The sequence below is a fragment of the Herbaspirillum sp. RTI4 genome, from assembly GCF_034313965.1.
In the GTDB taxonomy this organism is placed as follows: domain Bacteria; phylum Pseudomonadota; class Gammaproteobacteria; order Burkholderiales; family Burkholderiaceae_D; genus Herbaspirillum.
Map to the genome: position 1 here is coordinate 2056407 of NZ_JAVIWQ010000002.1, position 17894 is coordinate 2074300.

General features: G+C 54.1%; 14 protein-coding genes. 13 read left to right on the plus strand and 1 reads right to left on the minus strand.

Annotation, left to right across the window (positions count from 1 at the left end):
* The first annotated feature begins 8 nt into the window (after positions 1 to 8).
* Together RGU70_RS09360 and RGU70_RS09365 are read left to right on the plus strand one after the other, a co-directional pair.
* Positions 9 to 323, plus strand: a complete 315-nt coding sequence (locus tag RGU70_RS09360; RefSeq protein ID WP_322209125.1) for a DUF2818 family protein — start codon at positions 9 to 11, stop codon at positions 321 to 323.
* Positions 324 to 359: 36 nt separating this feature from the next.
* A complete protein-coding gene (locus RGU70_RS09365) occupies positions 360 to 923 on the plus strand; it encodes an NUDIX hydrolase (RefSeq protein WP_322210750.1) in 564 nt (187 codons plus the stop codon).
* Positions 924 to 1161: 238 nt separating this feature from the next.
* On the opposite strand, the gene RGU70_RS09370 is transcribed toward RGU70_RS09365, so the two are convergent.
* Entirely contained in the window at positions 1162 to 2844 is a 1683-nt protein-coding gene (locus tag RGU70_RS09370; protein WP_322209126.1) for an electron transfer flavoprotein-ubiquinone oxidoreductase, read from the minus strand.
* 285 nt (positions 2845 to 3129) lie between these two features.
* Between RGU70_RS09370 and RGU70_RS09375 the strand changes: the two genes are divergently transcribed.
* The 11 genes from RGU70_RS09375 (at position 3130) to RGU70_RS09425 (ending at position 17881) form a co-directional block, all read left to right on the plus strand.
* A complete protein-coding gene (locus RGU70_RS09375; protein ID WP_322209127.1) occupies positions 3130 to 3522 on the plus strand; it encodes a thioesterase family protein in 393 nt (130 codons plus the stop codon).
* Between the two features lie 155 nt (positions 3523 to 3677).
* Positions 3678 to 4835 (plus strand): ABC transporter substrate-binding protein, encoded by a 1158-nt coding sequence (locus tag RGU70_RS09380; protein WP_322209128.1) that lies wholly within the window; start codon positions 3678 to 3680, stop codon positions 4833 to 4835.
* Positions 4836 to 5038: 203 nt separating this feature from the next.
* On the plus strand, positions 5039 to 5929 hold the full coding sequence (locus RGU70_RS09385) for a branched-chain amino acid ABC transporter permease (protein WP_322209130.1): 891 nt from the start codon (positions 5039 to 5041) through the stop codon (positions 5927 to 5929).
* A gap of 2 nt (positions 5930 to 5931) precedes the next feature.
* On the plus strand, positions 5932 to 7908 hold the full coding sequence (locus RGU70_RS09390) for an ABC transporter permease subunit (RefSeq protein WP_416186499.1): 1977 nt from the start codon (positions 5932 to 5934) through the stop codon (positions 7906 to 7908).
* Position 7909: 1 nt separating this feature from the next.
* Entirely contained in the window at positions 7910 to 8638 is a 729-nt protein-coding gene (locus RGU70_RS09395; RefSeq protein ID WP_322209131.1) for an ABC transporter ATP-binding protein, read from the plus strand.
* Between the two features lie 331 nt (positions 8639 to 8969).
* On the plus strand, positions 8970 to 10313 hold the full coding sequence (locus tag RGU70_RS09400; RefSeq protein WP_322209132.1) for an IS1380 family transposase: 1344 nt from the start codon (positions 8970 to 8972) through the stop codon (positions 10311 to 10313).
* Between the two features lie 485 nt (positions 10314 to 10798).
* On the plus strand, positions 10799 to 12187 hold the full coding sequence (locus RGU70_RS09405) for a TolC family protein (protein WP_322209133.1): 1389 nt from the start codon (positions 10799 to 10801) through the stop codon (positions 12185 to 12187).
* Positions 12188 to 12208: 21 nt separating this feature from the next.
* Positions 12209 to 12988: a hypothetical protein gene (locus RGU70_RS09410; protein ID WP_322209134.1), complete on the plus strand. Its 780-nt coding sequence runs from the start codon at positions 12209 to 12211 to the stop codon at positions 12986 to 12988.
* Positions 12985 to 14370: an HlyD family type I secretion periplasmic adaptor subunit gene (locus RGU70_RS09415; protein WP_322209135.1), complete on the plus strand. Its 1386-nt coding sequence runs from the start codon at positions 12985 to 12987 to the stop codon at positions 14368 to 14370. Before RGU70_RS09410 ends, RGU70_RS09415 begins: the two co-directional genes overlap by 4 nt.
* Positions 14371 to 14431: 61 nt before the next feature.
* Positions 14432 to 16096, plus strand: coding sequence for a biopolymer transporter ExbB (locus RGU70_RS09420; protein WP_322209136.1), 1665 nt, complete (start codon positions 14432 to 14434; stop codon positions 16094 to 16096).
* A gap of 12 nt (positions 16097 to 16108) precedes the next feature.
* Positions 16109 to 17881 (plus strand): peptidase domain-containing ABC transporter, encoded by a 1773-nt coding sequence (locus RGU70_RS09425; RefSeq protein WP_322209138.1) that lies wholly within the window; start codon positions 16109 to 16111, stop codon positions 17879 to 17881.
* The last annotated feature ends 13 nt before the right edge of the window (positions 17882 to 17894 follow it).

Genomic DNA, 17894 nt, shown 5'->3' on the forward strand with positions numbered 1-17894 from the left:
CGTTTCCTGTGAGCGTTTCCATTTCCTCCTGGCTGGTGATTCTGCTGGCATTGCTGGTTGCTAATGTGCCCTTCTTTAATCAGCAATTGTTCGCTTTTCTTCGCCTGAGTAAAGCGGACAATTATCGCAAACCTATCTGGATGCGATTGTTGGAACTGCTGGTGTTCTACATCCTGTTAGGTGTAACCGGACGTCTGATGGAGGCGCAGGCTGGTAATGTCTTTGTGCAGACCTGGGAATTTTTTGCCATCACTGCTTGCTTGTTTCTGGTGTTCGCTTTTCCTGGTTTTGTATTTCAGTATTTGCGCAAACATCAAGCTTGATGTTCCTCTTAAGCGCCTCTACTTCGGGAAGCAGTGATGACCATGCCGCTAGATGAAATAAAGCTCGATAGTCAACAAGTCTATGACGGTCACTTTCTAAAAGTACAGCGCGACACCATCAGGTTGCCAGACGGCGCGCAAGCTACACGCGAATATATCAAACACCCCGGTGCGGTTGTCATCCTTCCCTTATTTGACGACGGAAGCGTGCTGCTGGAGCGACAGTTCCGTTATCCTCTCCACCGCGTTTTTACCGAATTCCCGGCCGGGAAAATTGATGCCGGCGAGGCAGCTTTGGCATGCGCCAAGCGAGAGTTGCTTGAGGAAACAGGTTTTACGGCGGCGCGTTGGGATTTCGTGTGCACTATTCATAACGCCATCGCCTACGCCGATGAGCATCTGGAAATTTTTCTTGCGCGTGATTTGACTGCCGGACAAAGCCAGTTGGATGATGGTGAATTTCTTGAGGTATTTACGATGCCATTATCGGCATTGCTGGGGCAGGTACGCGGTGGTGAAATCACTGATGTGAAAACCATCATCGGTACCTTCTGGCTGGAAAAAATCGTAGCCGGGCAATGGCAACCGACCCCAAGTTGATTATTAGCAGTCTGTAAGACGCCGTATGTACACACATGCTGAATATATATCGACAGGCCCTGTGTCTGCGATCCCCGACAAACAATAACGCTTCAGCCCCCTTATTCCGAGGCGCTTCGGGAATCCATATTTGCTTAAGGATTCCCGAAGCAGCTGACGTTCGTCGCAGGAAGTGGTGCGCTTCCCTCTCTCTTTCTCTCTGCACCGCCTCGCCTCGCCTAATACCGGCTACTGATCATTACATATTCGGATAATTCGGCCCGCCGCCGCCTTCCGGACTGACCCATACGATATTTTGTGTCGGATCTTTGATGTCGCAGGTTTTGCAATGTACGCAGTTTTGCGCATTGATTTGCAGACGTTGCGTTTGATCATCATTAGTCACGTACTCATACACCCCGGCAGGGCAATAGCGCGCTTCTGGTCCCGCATATTTGAGCAGGTTGATGTTGACTGGCACTGAAGCATCTTTCAGCGTCAAATGCACAGGCTGATCTTCCGCGTGATTGGTATTGGAAATGAATACCGATGACAGACGGTCAAAACTCAGCTTTCCATCCGGCTTGGGATAAACGATGGGTGTGTAATTGGCGGCTGGTTTCAGGCATTCGTGATCGGCGTGCGAATGATGCAGCGTCCACGGTGCCTTGCCGCCGAATATCACCTGATCAATACCTACGAGCAGCGTGCCGGTGTACAAACCCTTGCTCATTGCCGGTTTGAAATTGCGGGCCTTGTGCAGCTCCTCATGCAGCCAGGATTGTTCGAATGCCGTGGCGTAGTCGCTCAACTCATCGGACTGGCGACCTGCACTGACTGCATCAAAGGCCGCATCGGCCGCCAGCATGCCGGTTTTGATCGCGGCATGACTACCTTTGATGCGGCTCGCATTTAAAAAGCCCGCTTCGCAGCCGATCAGCGCACCGCCATTGAACGTGAGTTTAGGTAAGGATTGCAGACCGCCAGCAGTGATGGCGCGCGCGCCGTAAGAAATTCGCTTGCCGCCTTCAAGGAAGCGCCGAATTTCTGGATGCGTTTTGTAGCGCTGAAATTCTTCGTAAGGAGATAAATAAGGATTTTCATAAGCGAGTCCAACCACAAAACCAACAGCAACCTGATTATTTTCGAGGTGATACAGAAATGAACCGCCGTAAGTATCGTTGCTCATTGGCCAGCCTGCGGTATGCACCACCAGACCTGGCTGATGTCGCGCCGGATCGATTTCCCACAACTCCTTGATGCCCAGCGCATAGGTTTGCGGATCTTTCCCTTTATCCAAGGCATATTTGGCGATCAATTGTTTGCCAAGATGGCCGCGGGAGCCCTCGGCGAACAAGGTGTATTTGGCGTGCAGCTCCATGCCTAATTGAAAGCTGGCAGTTGCTTGTCCGTGGTGATCGACACCCATATTGCCTGTCGCCACACCTTTGACCGCGCCATTGTCGTGGTAAAGAATTTCAGCGGCAGGAAAGCCGGGAAATATTTCAACGCCCAGCGATTCAGCCTGCTGACCCAGCCAACGCACCACGTTCGCTAAAGAAACGACATAGTTGCCGTGATTCTGAAAGCAAGCTGGCAGCAGCCAGTTCGGTGTCTTGTAGTATTTTTTCTCGCTCAGAAACAGGAAGCGATCTTCGCTGACTGCCGTATTGAGTGGGGCGCCGCGCTCTTTCCAGTCGGAAAATAATTCGGTGAGGGCTTTCGGATCCATGACTGCGCCGGACAAAATATGCGCGCCGAGTTCGCCGCCTTTTTCCAGTACGCAAACGCTGAGTTCTCGACCTTGTTCCGCAGCGCGTTGCTTGAGCCGTATTGCCGCTGAAAGTCCGGCCGGCCCACCGCCGACAACAACAACATCGTATTCCATGGTGTCGCGCGGACCGTATTGAGTAAGCAGGTCCGAAGTTTGTGTATCCGTCATGTATTTTTATTCCACTATGTTTTTGTCGCCCGGCATGGTCGCCGCTGTTCGCTTTTTTGCCTGTCTCCCAACTGACGTTTAAAAATTCCGTTTGTAAGCGGGCTTCAATCTAAATGTCAGGACCCCTATTTTATTTGATTTTGCGAGATCGGCCGGTATTTGCTGCAAACTGCGAGATTGTGTAAGTTTGCGGATTTTTCTACGGATGAAATTAATTCGTCGCGCCATAAATAATTCATGTCACCACGTTTAAAAAAGGATTGCTGAATGAACGCCAGAGTACTGATGCATACACTGCGCATGGATCTTCGCTGGGGAGACCAGGATGCTTTTGGCCATGTCAACAACACGGTCTATTTTCGCTACATGGAGCAAGCACGCATCGATTGGCTGGCAACGATGGGCAATACATTGGAGGCCGTGGCAGAAGGGCCTGTCCTACTGGACGCGCACTGCCGCTTCATGCGCCAGTTGAAATATCCTGGATCAATTGATATCCAGGTTTATGTCGAAACGCCTGGACGTACCAGCTTGCAAACGGCTTACGAAATTCGGCGCGTGGACCAGCCGGAAGTATTAGTTGCTGAAGGCAGCGCAAAAATCGTGTGGATCAATTTTCAGACAGGCAAACCGATTCCATTACCCCATTTTTTACGGCAACAATTGCCCCAACCGTAAGTTTACTGAAAGGTACATGGCCCAGAATTATTCTGTTACTGTATGCGCGTCCTACCGTCGCAGCGTTACGGCGGAGCTAGCAAATGGCAGCACAACCAGAATTACAATTGCCGACAAAAGTAATCGGCAAATTAATAAACCCCCAGGAGGAAGACATGTCATATAAAACCCAAGCCTTTGTTGCCGCCGCTCTGTTGAGCCTTTCCCTTTCCAGCCATGCTGCCGACCCGATTCTGATCGGCGTATCGGGTCCTTTCACCGGCGGTTCAGCGCCGATGGGCGTATCAATGCGCGATGGCGCCAAGTTGGCGGTCGCTGACATCAATGCCAAGGGCGGCGTATTGGGTCGTCAATTGAAACTGATTGAACGTGACGATGAAGCGAAAAATGAACGCGGTGTGCAAGTTGCGCAAGAATTGATCAATAAGGAAAAAGTTGTCGCAACCGTCGGGTTTGCCAATACCGGTGTTGCACTGGCGTCGCAGCGCTTCTATCAAGAAGCAAAAATTCCGGTCATTAATAATGTCGCCACCGGCAGTGTGATTACTCAGCAATTTAAAGCGCCGGAATATCCAGACAATTACATTTTCCGCACTTCTGCAAACGATACGATTCAATCCCGCATGATTGTTGACGAAGCGGTGACCAAACGTAAATTCAGCAAAGTAGCCATTCTGGCGGACTCGACTAACTATGGTCAGCTTGGTCGCGAAGATCTGGAACGTGCACTGACGGCCAAGAGCATCAAGCCGGTTGCTGTTGAGAAGTACAACATCAAGGACGTCGACATGACGTCTCAGCTGCTCAAGGCAAAGCAGGGCGGCGCAGAAGTCCTGCTGACCTATGGTATCGGACCTGAGCTGGCGCAAATCGCTAACGCCATGGAAAAGCTCAACTGGCATGTGCCAATCATCGGCAGCTGGCCGCTCTCGATGGGTAACTTCGTCGACAATGCAGGCAAGAACGGTGAGGGCGCACGGATGCCGCAAACCTTCATTCAGGATGGCAACACACCAGTGCGCAAGACTTTCATCGCTTCTTATCAAAAAGCCTACAAGGTCGACCGCATGCCATCGGCTGTCTCTGCCGCGCAAGGTTACGATTCCATCATTCTTTTGGCGGCGGCAATTAAGCAAGCAGGTGCTACTGACGGTGTAAAAGTCCGCGCCGCGTTGGAAAGCCTGAACGGCGCAGTAGAAGGCGTGGTCATGACTTACAACAAGCCATTCACCCACGACGACCACGAGGCGATCAAGTCTAACCAAGTGTTAATGGGCGAGGTCAAGAGCGGTCGCATTATTGAGTCGAAATAAATTGCCTTGCAGAAATGCGGGGTTTCGCTAACGGTTTCCCCGCAGCGCAAAGACAGGCGTGCATTCCGCCTCAAGCCAGTCACCGCCTACCGGAGACTGGCTTTTTTTCAAAAACATGATAGACGCAAGACCGGTACCAATTTCTTGTGCCGGGTAGTCGTTCCTGCCTTATTGTTTTGATTGCCGTATCTGGGATAAATAAAATGGAAATATTGCTGCAACTCCTCATTAGCGGAATTTCTCTCGGCATGATTTACGCCGTGATCGCATTCGGTTATCAACTCACGTTTGCGACGTCGGGGACATTGAACTTCGGACAGGGCGAATCGCTGATGTTGGGCGCGCTGGTGGGCTTGAGTCTGGTCGGGACCATCCACGGCGGCCCCTATCTCAATTATTGGCTGATGATTCCTGTGGTACTGATCTTCGGTGGTTTGCAAGGGATGCTGGTGGAGTGGATCGCTGTTCGTCCCGCCATCAAAATAAAATCCGAATTCGGCTGGATCATGTCGACGATTGCACTGGCAATCATCTTTAAAAATGTCGCAGAAAATATCTGGGGTAAAGATGATTTACCTTTCCCTAGCCCTTTGTCATCGACTCCGTTCCAAATTTTCGGTGCCAATGTGCAGCCGATGCAAGTCCTGGTGGTGGTCGGCGCTCTCGGCATGATGCTGGCGGTGGAATTGTTCAACCGTAAATCGATTTACGGGAAAGCAGTCGTAGCAACGTCAAACGACCGTGACGCCGCCGGATTGATGGGCATCAACACCCGCATGGTCATCACATTTTCCTACGCACTTTCATCAGCTACCGCGGCATTCGCCGGCGTGCTGGTCGCACCGCTGACGCTGACTGGCGCCACCATGGGTACCGCACTGGGTTTGAAAGCATTTGCTGTCGCCATCATCGGCGGACTCACTTCCGGCATGGGCGTCATCGTTGGTGGTTTGATTTTGGGTATCGCAGAAACCACCACCGGTTTTTATATCTCCACTGGTTACAAAGAAGTGCCAGGGCTGGTGTTGCTCTTGCTGGTGCTGGCGATTAAACCCGCAGGCCTGTTCGGTAAAACAGCGATCAAAAAGGTCTGACAATGAAAATAATCAACATCTCTCTGGCAGTCATTGGCATTGCCGCGCTGGCCTTGCTGCCGCAATTTGTGCATAACCCGTACTACCTGCACATGGCTGAAACCATTCTGATCTACGCCATCCTGCTGTTCGGTCTGGATATCGTGGTCGGCTATACCGGTCAAGTGTCGCTGGGCCATGCCGGCTTGTTCGGCATCGGTTCCTACACCACCGGCGTGCTGTACTTCAAACTGGGACTGCCATTCCTGGTCGCCGCGCCTGTTAGTCTGGGCGTGACCGCCGTGTTTGGTGCCATCCTGGCTTTGCCAGCGCTGCGTGTGACCGGCCCGTACCTCGCGATGGTCACACTGGCATTCGGTACCATTATTCAGATCCTGATCAATGAAATGACCTTCCTGACGGAAGGCCCGCTCGGCATCAAGGTCCCCAAGCCGCTGCTGATGGGCGTCAAAATGACCGAGGTCCAGTATTTTTATCTGGTGGCGATATTGATGGTGCTGTCGCTGATCGTGATTCACCGTATCGTCAAATCGCATCTGGGCCGCGCGTTCGAGGCATTGCGTGACAGTCCGATCGCTTCCGATTGCATGGGCGTGTCGGTCTATCGTTACAAGGTGTACGCCTTCGTCATCAGCGCCGCGCTGGCAGGACTGGCGGGTAGTCTCTACGCGTATTCCGAAGAATACATTTCGCCGAATACCTATAACTTCGAATTGACTATTTTGTTCCTGTTGGCAGTCATCATGGGCGGTCGCAAGACGCGCAGCGGTTCGCTGATTGGTGCGCTGATTGTCGTCATGCTGCCTAGTCTGCTGTCCGATATTGAATTGTTTCGCCTGATTGCATCGATTGCCGCCGCTATTGGCGTGATCGTCAGCGCGGCTTTGCTTATCAAGCAGCGCAAAACGCTGCGCCAGATATTGCCGCCGCTGGTAGCAGTAGTGGCGATGGCTGTATTTTCCTATCGGCTGGAAAACATTACCGACTGGCGCTTGACGATCTTCGGCATGATGATGCTGTTCGTCGTGTATTACCTGCAAGACGGTATCGTCGGCTTTGTGCGGGGATTGTTCGGCCGTTTGCGGCTTAAGTCAGTGGTGCAAGTTGCAGAAAATGTGACTGTCGAAGCGGTTCAGAGTGCGGTCGAAAATCGTGCCCAGCCAGGTACTACTTTGCTGGAAGCAAAACAAATTCTGATGCAGTTCGGCGGTCTCAAGGCACTCAACAGGGTCGATTTGAATATCGTCCAAGGCACTGTACATGGCCTCATCGGTCCCAATGGTTCCGGCAAGAGCACGATGATGAATGTGCTTACCGGTATTTACAAGCCAACCGATGGTGCCGTCGAACTCAATGGCCGTGTTATTTCCGGATCGACCCCTTCAGCGATTGCTTTGGGTGGCGTGGCACGTACTTTCCAGAACGTGCAACTGTTCGGTGAAATGACCGCGACAGAAAACGTGCTGGTCGGCTTGCATCACACGTTCAAGAGCAATGTGCTCGATGTGATGCTGCATACCCCGCGTTATATGCGCGAAGAGCGTGATGCGCGGGCGCGGGCAGCGGCCATTCTGCAATTCGTCGGTCTGGCTGATCTGGCGAATGAAGAAGCGCGCAATCTGCCGTACGGCAAACAACGCTTGCTGGAAATCGGCCGCGCACTGGGTCTGAATCCGACCTTGCTGCTGCTGGACGAACCTGCTGCGGGTCTGACTGCCCCTGATATCAAGGATCTGGTCGCGATCATCCGCAAGATTCGCCAGACCGGCATCACCATCATCCTGATTGAGCATCACATGGATGTGGTCATGTCGATTTGCGATACGCTGACCGTGCTCGATTTCGGACAAAAAATTGCAGAAGGAAAACCGGCTGCGGTGCAGTCCGACCCTAAAGTCGTGGAAGCGTATCTCGGCGGTACCGCCGGCGAAGCGGACCTCAATGCGCATGGCGCGCCCTCCACCGGCATGGGAGCTTAAGATGCTGAAAATTTCTAATTTGCAGGCCGCTTACGGCAAGGTTGAAGTGTTGCATGGCATTTCGCTGGATGTGCCAAAGGGCAAAGTAGTGACCCTGATCGGCTCCAATGGCGCTGGCAAGACCACCACCATGCGCGCCATTTCCGGCATGCTCAAACCGAAAAGCGGCACCATTATGCTGGCCGGAAAAGATGTGACTGGTCTTGATTCACATCGGATTGCACGGGCCGGGTTGGCCCATTCGCCGGAAGGCCGACGTGTATTCGCCACGATGAGCGTGACAGATAATCTCTTGCTGGGTGCCTTCCCTCGCTTTACCGGATCGCGTCCTAAGGGAGATATTCAGGATGATCTGCAACAGGCGCTGGAATTATTTCCGCGTTTGCAAGAGCGCCGGAATCAGCTGGCAGGTACTTTGTCCGGCGGCGAGCAGCAAATGCTGGCGATGGCGCGGGCAGTGATGCTCAATCCGGAAGTCATCCTTCTGGACGAGCCATCAATGGGGCTGGCACCGATTCTGGTCGAAGAAGTCTTCCGCATCATTTTGCGTCTGAAGGAAAAGGGCACCACCATGCTGCTGGTGGAGCAGTTTGCGGCGGCTGCCTTGAATGTGGCGGATTATGGCTATGTGCTGGAAAACGGACGTATTTCGGTACACGGTCCCGCCGAACGCCTTAAAAACGACCCGGCAGTGCAAGCGGCCTACCTTGGTGGCGGCGCACAGCACTGATGAGTTGAAAATGTCGACAGGTCGGCATAGTTGTAAAAAAAGCACCGGATGTTACGGTGCTTTTTTTATGGATGATCGCTATATAGATTGCTCTAGTAAAACTGTTGCTTAAAATAAATTTTATATACGAGGCCGCAACAACAGATTAACTAAAATTAACATTTTTTATGGATTATAATGTCGAAAAGACAACATAAACCGAGATTGTCCATTAGACCCCGGACTGCTATCGTGCACCAGTCCGGTGTGTCCCGGATACGCCCGGATTTCTAATGGATACCATTAGAAATCCCCAATGAAATCAACGAGCTCAGTGCAATTTGGAGTGACCATGCCCCCAGAAACGCCGTTCGATCTCAAATTCACATCCCGCGAAGTCACCGCCTGGGGTGGCCTGGCCCTTTTGAAGCGCATGCTTGACGGCATGGGTTTCAAAGAAGCTCTGAAAAGCTGGGATCTACCCCAGCCCGGCTCCAACCGGGGCTATGCGCCAGAACAACTCATTGAACAAATGATCGTCAGTATCTGGTGCGGCGCGGCGCGCTTTGCCCATGCCGACATCACCCGCCTGGACAGCACCCTGGTGCGCCTGTTCGGCTGGGGCAAAGCCGCAGACCACAAAGCCATCGTCAGGTTATTCCAGCGCTTTGACCAACCCAGCGCCAGTCGAGTGCAAAGCAGCAGTTACCGTTGGCTCTTCGACAAACTCCAACTCAACCCCATCACCCTGGATGTGGACTCCACCGTATTGACCCGCTGGGGCAGCCAGATCGAAGGCGGCGCCAAGGGCTACAACCCCAAGAACAAGGGTCGCGCCAGCCACCACCCGTTGTTGGCGTTCGTAGCAGACTGGCGCCTGGTGGCCAACTTCTGGCTGCGCCCGGGCAACACCGCATCGAGCAACAACATCGAGAGTTTTATTGAGTCCACACTGGAGAACCTGGGGGCCACCAAGGTGGGCCTGTTTCGCGCCGACAGTGGTTTTTATGACAAGACCATAGTGACCCTGCTCAAAGCCAAGAAGATCAGCCACATCATCAGCGCCCGACTGACGCATGCACTACAGCAATCTATCGTAGATCAGTGCAAGTGGCAGCAAGTCGAGGTGGGTCTGGAAGTCTCCGAGTTGAGCTACCAGCCGCAGGGCTGGGGGACACCACAGCGCCTGGTGGTGGTGCGCCAGCATATCAAACGCAAGAATGGTGCGGTGGCGGGCAAGACGCTATCGTTGTTTGCCGATGACCCGGATCTGCAGGGCTGGCGCTATGGTGCCATGCTCACCGACTTGAGCATTCCGGCGCTGGAGGTGTGGCGCCTGTACCGCGGGCGTGCAGATTGCGAGAACCGGATCAAGGAGCTCAAGGCGGACTTTGGCTTGGGCAGCTTTGTGTTGCGCGACTTCTGGGCTACCGAGGCGGCACTGGGGGTGACGATGCTGGCCTACAACTTGATGAGTGTATTTCGCCATGCGGTGATGCGCCAAAAGGTGCATCACACGCTGGCAACGCTGCACCACCAGGTGCTGGCTGTGGGGGCACTGTGGGATGACAACACGAAGAACACCAAGCAGACGTTCCGTCTGGCAGTGGCGCGCAAACGAAGACCGTGGTTTGAGGGCTTGTGGGCCAATGCGGGAGAGCCAGTGAAGCTCACGCCGAGCCCATCAAATTCCTAATGGACAATCTCGGATAAATATGTTAGAAAATTTTCGAATAAATTGCATAATCTAGACATTACGAAATTGTATTCACTAATGTTATTTCTGCAGAAAAAAGCGCGTATAAATAGCCGCTATTTTTGTCGTCGTCGTCCCGTTGCTGGGTAAACGACGGCCATTTTTTGTGCGCGTGGTGGCGCTTCTAGTGATGAAAAGTAATTGAGTAAATGATTAGTAAAATAAAATTTGAAGTTATTGCGCTGCAAAGTTTTGTTATTTTGGTTCTGGCATCCCCGACTTTATTTGCTGCGGACCTTGTAGCTCGCCCGTCAGCTTCGCGAAATATCCTGAATGAGCAGGACTTCACTCAAGGAGCCCCAGCGCGCATGCCAGCAAGTGCCGACGTACCGTCGCCGCCGATAGTGATACCTGCTCCGACCCCTGCGTCTGACATGGGTTTATTACCCAAGCGTACTTCCCCACTCAAGGTCGGAATCCCTGCGATGGCGTCTGAAAATGAAGAAGCGGGAACGGTCAATGTAGACGATGAGATTTTGCATTTGCTGCGAGAGTCCGATCAGGCATTCACCGGTACTTCGCTGACCTTGCCAGAAGGAATCGCCGAAGGCGATGGCAAGGAACAGAATTTTCTGTCGCTGGAAGAAGCACTGGCGCGCGCTTTGCAAAACAGCTATAGCTATGCCGCCTCCAATGCGCAAGCAGAGGGAGCGGGATACGCCAAAAATATCGCACTGGGTCAATTCGGGCCGACGATTGATGTACGCGGGCAGCGCGGGCGCGAGTATTCTGCCCCGGCCTCGGTTCTGGATCAGAGCACCGGTCTGGCACAGCTATCGAATATCCACCTGCGCACGGATACCAGCATCATCGCGCGCCAGCCGCTGTTTAATCCCAGTACCTATTTCGATTACCGCAAGCAGTCCGCGATGGCCGTTGCCGCCGACCGCCGTACCGAAGACGCCCGCGAAACCTTGTACTACCAGGCCATCAAGGCCTATTACGATTTGTTGCGCGGTTATGCCGCCGTATCGTTTGCCGCCAGCTATGCCAAACGCATGGACAGCTTGCTCGAATACATGCAAAAACGGATGGATGGCGGCGGTGCCAGCAAAGTCGATTTCGAACGCGTGCGTGGGCGCACTCTGACTGCTCAGGCATCGGTCATCGAAGCCAATGGCGTGCTGGAAAGCGCCATGGTTACTATGGCGCAACTGACGGGCGTACGCACACAACGCTTGGGCGTACCGGCGAAGATGATGCCGGTTGTGCCCGCATCCTCCAAACTGGCGCTGGAGCGCGTGTATGAAAGCAATCCCGCAGTACGCGCCGCGCGCGCGGATGCGAATGCGGCACGCCAGGAAATGTATTCAGCGCGTGCCCGTTTCTCGCCGCAGCTCTCGATTGAAGTCACGCAAGGACGCACGCGGGGTGCCGGTGGTGATCCTGCCCTCACTACGGATCGTCGTTACATGCTGGTGCTCAGCATGAATGTCTTTAACAGCGGTGCCGACTATTACTATCAAAAACAAATTGGCAGCAAGCTGGAAGAAAAGAACAACACCGCTCTGGATACCGAGCGCAAATTAAAAGAACAGATTCAGATCAATTACCGCACGCTGGACGCCGTCAAGAAACGCATCGATATCGCCAAGCAGGCCTATCAGGCTAACGCCAATGTCGCCGATGTCTTTCTGGATCAGCTGGGTACCGGCAATAAACAATTGCTCGATGTACTCGATGCCTACCAGCAAGCGTATCAATCGCGCACCGACCTGGCGCAGATGTTATTTCTGCAAGCGGACATCAGTTATCAGATTCTGCGCAACACCGGACGGGCATCGCAATTCGTCCAAGAAATGCCCGCACCATGATGCGGCAATAGGGGAGAGGGAATGGAAGGGGGAAAAGAACAAAATTTCTGGCCGGGCTTCGTCGATGCCCTCTCCAACGTCGTGTTGGTGATGATTTTCGTCGTCGTCGTATTCGTCGTGACCCTGTTTTACTATTCGCAAAAACTGGCCCAGATCAAAGCACTCAAGCTGATCCAGAAAAGAGATCTGGTTGAGGAAGTCGTCGCGCCCACCAAAAGACAACCGCGTGCTGGTACAGACGAGCAGAGTGATCCCGATGCCCAACGCGTCAGGCTCGATGCCGAAAGTAAAAGCGAAGAAATTAAATTACTGAAAAACCGGATCGTGACGCTGGAAGCCAAGCTGTCTAAAAATTCCAGCAACGCCAATGCCGGCAGCATGCAGAGCGACGAGGGCGTACCGAATAAAACCATAGAGGTTCTGAAGTCCACCAAATCGCCTTCCACCGATACTGCGCCCGGAGTCAAGGTCGAACGACAGAACGACAGCATTACCCTGCGTTTCGACAGCGAGGGCGTGGAACTCACCCCTGACGCCATCAAGCTGCTCGACGCAAACCTGTCGCGCTGGGTGGACCGGCTCAAGGGACAACAAGGCAAGTTAGTCATTACCGGCGTCGTCGCATCGGTGTCGTACACCGAAGGTCGACGCCGCGCCTATTACCGCACGATTGCCATACGCAATCATTTGCTGGATTTAGGTGTGCCTGCGGTCAGTCTGGTGAGTCGGGTCGTGCCGGGCGAAGAAAGTGCGGAAAACGACGCCAAGGTGGTGATTCAGTACGTGGCGGGCGGCAAATGAAATTTTTACCAAAGCCCGGCACCGCATTGGCCCATCTGCGACGCAGCCAGATCGTGGCGCGTGGCCTGATACCGCTGTTCGATCGCGGCATGGAAGCGCATCGCACCATGCCCCGACCCAAGCTGTTTGTGCTGATCGTCGTGTGGACCATGCTGGTGCTGGTGGTCTGGGCTTACTTTGCCAAGATCGACATGGTGGTGCGCGGCGATGGTCGCATCGTCTCGTCCGAACATAATCAAGTGATACAGCATCTGGAAGGCGGCATCGTCGCCGCGATTTTCGCGCGCGAAGGCGCGGTAGTGCGCAAGAACCAGGTGCTGATCACGATCAGCGACGTGCGAGCCAGCGCCGATCAGAGCGAAGGCCGGGTCAAGCTGTTGGGCTTGCGCACGCGGGTAGCGCGGCTCACGGCAGAAGCCAACGGCGCAGCCGTATTGCGTTTGCCGGAAGACATCCCGCGCAGCGACCCGGCAGTGCAAAGCGAGCAGGCCGCCTTCGATGCGCGGCAAGCCAAACTCAATGGCGAGTTGAGCATCCTGCGCGAACAGTCGGCGCAGCGTCAGGCAGAACTGTCGGAAACGGTCGCGCGGCAGAAAAGTCTGGCCGATGAATACGCGCTGGCGCAGCAGCAATATCACCTGGTGCATTCAATGTTTACCAAAAATGCCGCCTCGCAAATGGAAGATATTCAGGCGCAATCGCATTCGCAGGACGTGCAAAGTCGGCTCAGCGCGGCCAGCGCCATGATTCCCCGACTACGTGCCGCGATTGCCGAAGCGCAAGCCAAACTCGGCGATGGCGTATCGCGTTTTCGCGCCGAAGCACGCGCCGATCTGACCACAGCGGAAACCGAACTGGCGCGCTTGTCGGAAGAAATGAAATCGCGCAACGACCGGGTTTTGCGTTCCGAAGTCAAAGCGCCGATGAATGGTGTAATCAACCGGATTTTCATTAATACCGTAGGCGGCGTGGTCAAGCCCGGCGATCCGATTCTGGAAATGACGCCAATCGACGACAAGCTCGTCATTGAAGCCCGCATCCGGCCCACCGACCGCGCCCAACTCGCCATCGGCCGGCCGGCGCGTGTTCGTGTTACCGCCTACGATTCCGGCGTGTACGGATCGATGAATGGCGTGGTCACGGAAATCAGTGCCGATACGGTGCCGGAAGAGAACGCCCGCGGCGAGCGCGATTACCGCGTCAAAGTGGAAGTCACGCGCGATGCCGCACAGAGCGGCGTCAAAAACCGCGACAGTGATACGCCGCTGATGCCGGGCATGACGGCCACTGCCGACATCGTGGTGGGACGGCGCACCGTATGGCAATACCTGATGTCCCCGCTGAGCCACTTCGGTCAGATGGCATTACGCGAACCGCGTTGAATGAACGAGGGTAGCTGCCAATGAAATGTAATTTACTGAAGAGACTGGACAAACCTGCATCATGAAAACGCTACGCAAATTCTATTTTCTGGCGGCGATCCCATCGCTGTTCCTGCTGCTGGGCGGCACCATGTTCAGTGGCTTCGTTCTGCATGCGATTCACATCAATCCGGTTCTGAATCTGTTCATCATCGCGGTGGCCATATTCGGCGTCGGTCTGATCGTCTACAACATCTATACCGCCAACTGGGAATACGACAAACTGATGTTGTTCCATTCGCGTGCCGCTGCCGGTGAAACGATGGAAGATCTGGTGCAGGACCCGATTTTCGCCGGTTCAGAAATCGCCAAAGTGCTGGTTAGCGTGGCCAGCACCAAAGGCCGCCTGACATCGCGTATCGAACAGGAAACGATTGAACGCTCGCTGTCGGAATTACATGCCCATCTGGAAGCACAGATGGAGTTTCCGCAATATCTGACGGGCTTCATGATTGCGCTCGGTCTGCTCGGTACCTTTATCGGTTTGCTGGAAACGCTGGTCAGCACCGCCGATCTGATCGACGGTTTCGGCAAGGCCAGTCAGGGAGCCGATATGGACGCATCCTTTATCCATCTGGTTGCCGATTTGCAAAAGCCACTGGCCAGCATGGGTACCGCTTTCAGCGCCTCGATGTTTGGACTGATAGGATCGCTGGCGCTGGGTCTGACGCTGATTTGTCTGCGCGGCGCAGGCAAGCGCTTGCTGGTCGTCACACGCGAATGTATCAGCGACATGGTGCAGCATGTGGTGCATGAAATGTCGGGGCCGGGCTCCTCCCAGCGGCAAGGAATTTCAGAAACGTTCCTGACCGAATTTCTGCACGATCTGATGGTGCTGCAGCGCGAATCAGTATTGACCTCGCGCAACAGCTCCGAAGCCTCGTTGCAAGCCGGCATCAAGCTGGAGACGATGAATGAGCGCCTCGGCAGCGTGGCCAAGTTGTTCATGGAAAGCATAGAAGAATCGAAGAGCGCACGTCAGTTGATGGCGTTCGGACCGCGCATGCACGAAGTAGGGCAGCAAACGCTGGAAGAGATTCGCAACCTGTCGCAGATCGTGAATCAGAAACTGGCGTCCGGCGAAGACATCACGAATAGTTTTTCCCTGTTGAACGAACGCCTGACGGTCAACGGCGATATTGCGTTACGCAGTTCCGACCTCTTGCCGAAAATCGTCAGCACCATGCAGAGCGGACAAAATGCGCTGGCATCGGCCTTGTCGACATTGCAAGGGCAGCAAATCGATCAGGCCAGTATTTACGAGAAATCGGCACAGCATATTGCGCAGTTGCCCGCCTTGCTGACGCAGGTCTCTACCCGCATGGCCGATGAATTGAATGCCATCCAGTATCAGGGTGAAATCCATGCTTCCGTGGCAACGCGTCTGGGACAACTGGGTACGGCCATCAGTGAAAACACCAGCAATGTCGCGCGCGATGCCTTGACCGCGCGTCAGTTGCAGATCGATATGGCGAAACACATGGCGATGCAAAATGAGCGCATCAAGGGACTCGATTCGATTCCCGAAGCGCTGTCGTCCATCAGCGAAGCATTGATGCGTCAGAACGTGAACGCGCAAACCATCATCGAAGAAATGCGCGCCGGACGACAAACGCTGATCAAGGATTTGCGTCTGGAATTGCGTGAAGCAATGCGTGAAATTTCTACCCGTTCCGGTAAAAACTAGGTCAGCAAGAGCATGAGCCAATTACCCGATCATCCGACTCAGACCACTGTCGCTGCCACCACTCAAGATGGTGGCGATACCGTGTCGTTAGCCGGCGTCGGCGTACTGCGCGAGGCGCTGGCCGGCATCACGAACGATCCCATGTATCTCACCCTGATGCGGGCTTACGGCAAGCGCATGGTGGAAATCGTCGTGGCAGGCGTCATGATCAATGTGTTCGGCTTACTCATCCCGCTGTACTCGCGGCTGGTGTACGACAAAGTGATCGGCAATCGTATTCCGGCCACGCTGTGGGCCTTGACGCTGGGGATGCTGCTGTTCGTGGTGCTGGATTTTGCTTTGCGGATCATTCGCACTTTTTACATCGAGCAACTGGCCGGCAAATTCGATATCGATTTCGACAAGGCGGTGGTGCAAAAACTGCTGGCAGCGCGGGTCTCGTGGGCGGTCGGCGTGGTGCTGGCCAAATACCGCGACATTACCAGCGCGCGCGATTTGTTGTCCTCCAGTTATATGTTGATCATTATTGATTTCCCGTTTTTGATTTTGTACCTGGTGGTCATCGGGATGATCGGTGGCGCCATCGTCTGGGTCATTCTGGTCGGCGGCGCATTGCTGGTGGGCGTGCAACTGCTGTGCAAAATTCCAGCCAGTGATTATGGTGCGATCGCCATGCGCAGCGGCGCGACCAAGACCGACAAACTGGCCAGTATGGTGTATGGAATTGAAACGCTGAAAACCTCGGCCTTGCAGCAGCGCATCATCGGCTTGTTCGCGCACGATGCCGAGCAAACCGCTGTTGCTCAGGCGAAAAGCCGGTTCTGGATGTCGGTGGGTTATACCGTTTCTTCCAGCGGTTACACCTTGATTACGGTTGCCACGCTGGTGGTGGGCGTGTATCTGGTGGAAGCCAACGAACTGACTGTCGGCGCACTGGTGGCCGCTTCCATGCTGGCCGGGCGGGCGACGTCGATGCTGTCTTCGGTAGCGATGGTGCTGGGCCGTATCGATGCCTTCAAACGCGCCCGCAATTCCTTCGAAGAATTGTTTGTTAATAACGAACACGCCGATCCGGGTTCGGGTGAGGTGGACCGGCAACAGATACAAGGAAAAATTCAGGTAATTGACCTTGATTTCAGTATCAATCCCAACGAACCTAGTATGCTTAAACGCATCTCTTTCACCATCAATCCGGGGGAAAAAGTTGGTCTGGTGGGGCGCTCCGGTTCGGGGAAATCGACGCTGATGCGTTGTCTTGCCGGAGTGCATGCCGCCGATGCCGGCCATGTGTTGATCGACGGTATTGCCGTCGGTGCTTTTCCTGCCGCAGTACGCATGCGTTGTATTGGTTATAAACCGCAGGACCCGTTTTTGTTTGATGGCACCCTGGCTTCCAATATTTTTATCGACAACACGGTGAGCACCGCTGTTTTTCAAGCGGCGTTGTTGGTCTCCTGTGTAGATGATTTGATTGCTGGAGGGCAGCTGCGGCTTGACCAAGTGGTGACTGCGCCGGGCAATCTTTCCGGTGGGCAGCGGCAGATGCTGGCGCTGGCGCGCACGATCGCTGGCATGCCCAGCGTGTTGTTGCTCGATGAGCCGACGACAGGAGTCGATCAGATGACCGAAAACCGCATCATCGAACGACTGGTTGCCTTCGCCGCACAACGCACACTGGTGGTTGCTACGCATAGCCCTGCGCTGTTGCGTCACATGGATCGCATTATCGTTATTCAAGATGGAAAAATTGTGGCTGACGGACCGCGCGCCCAGATATTGAAGTAATAACAAAATCTAA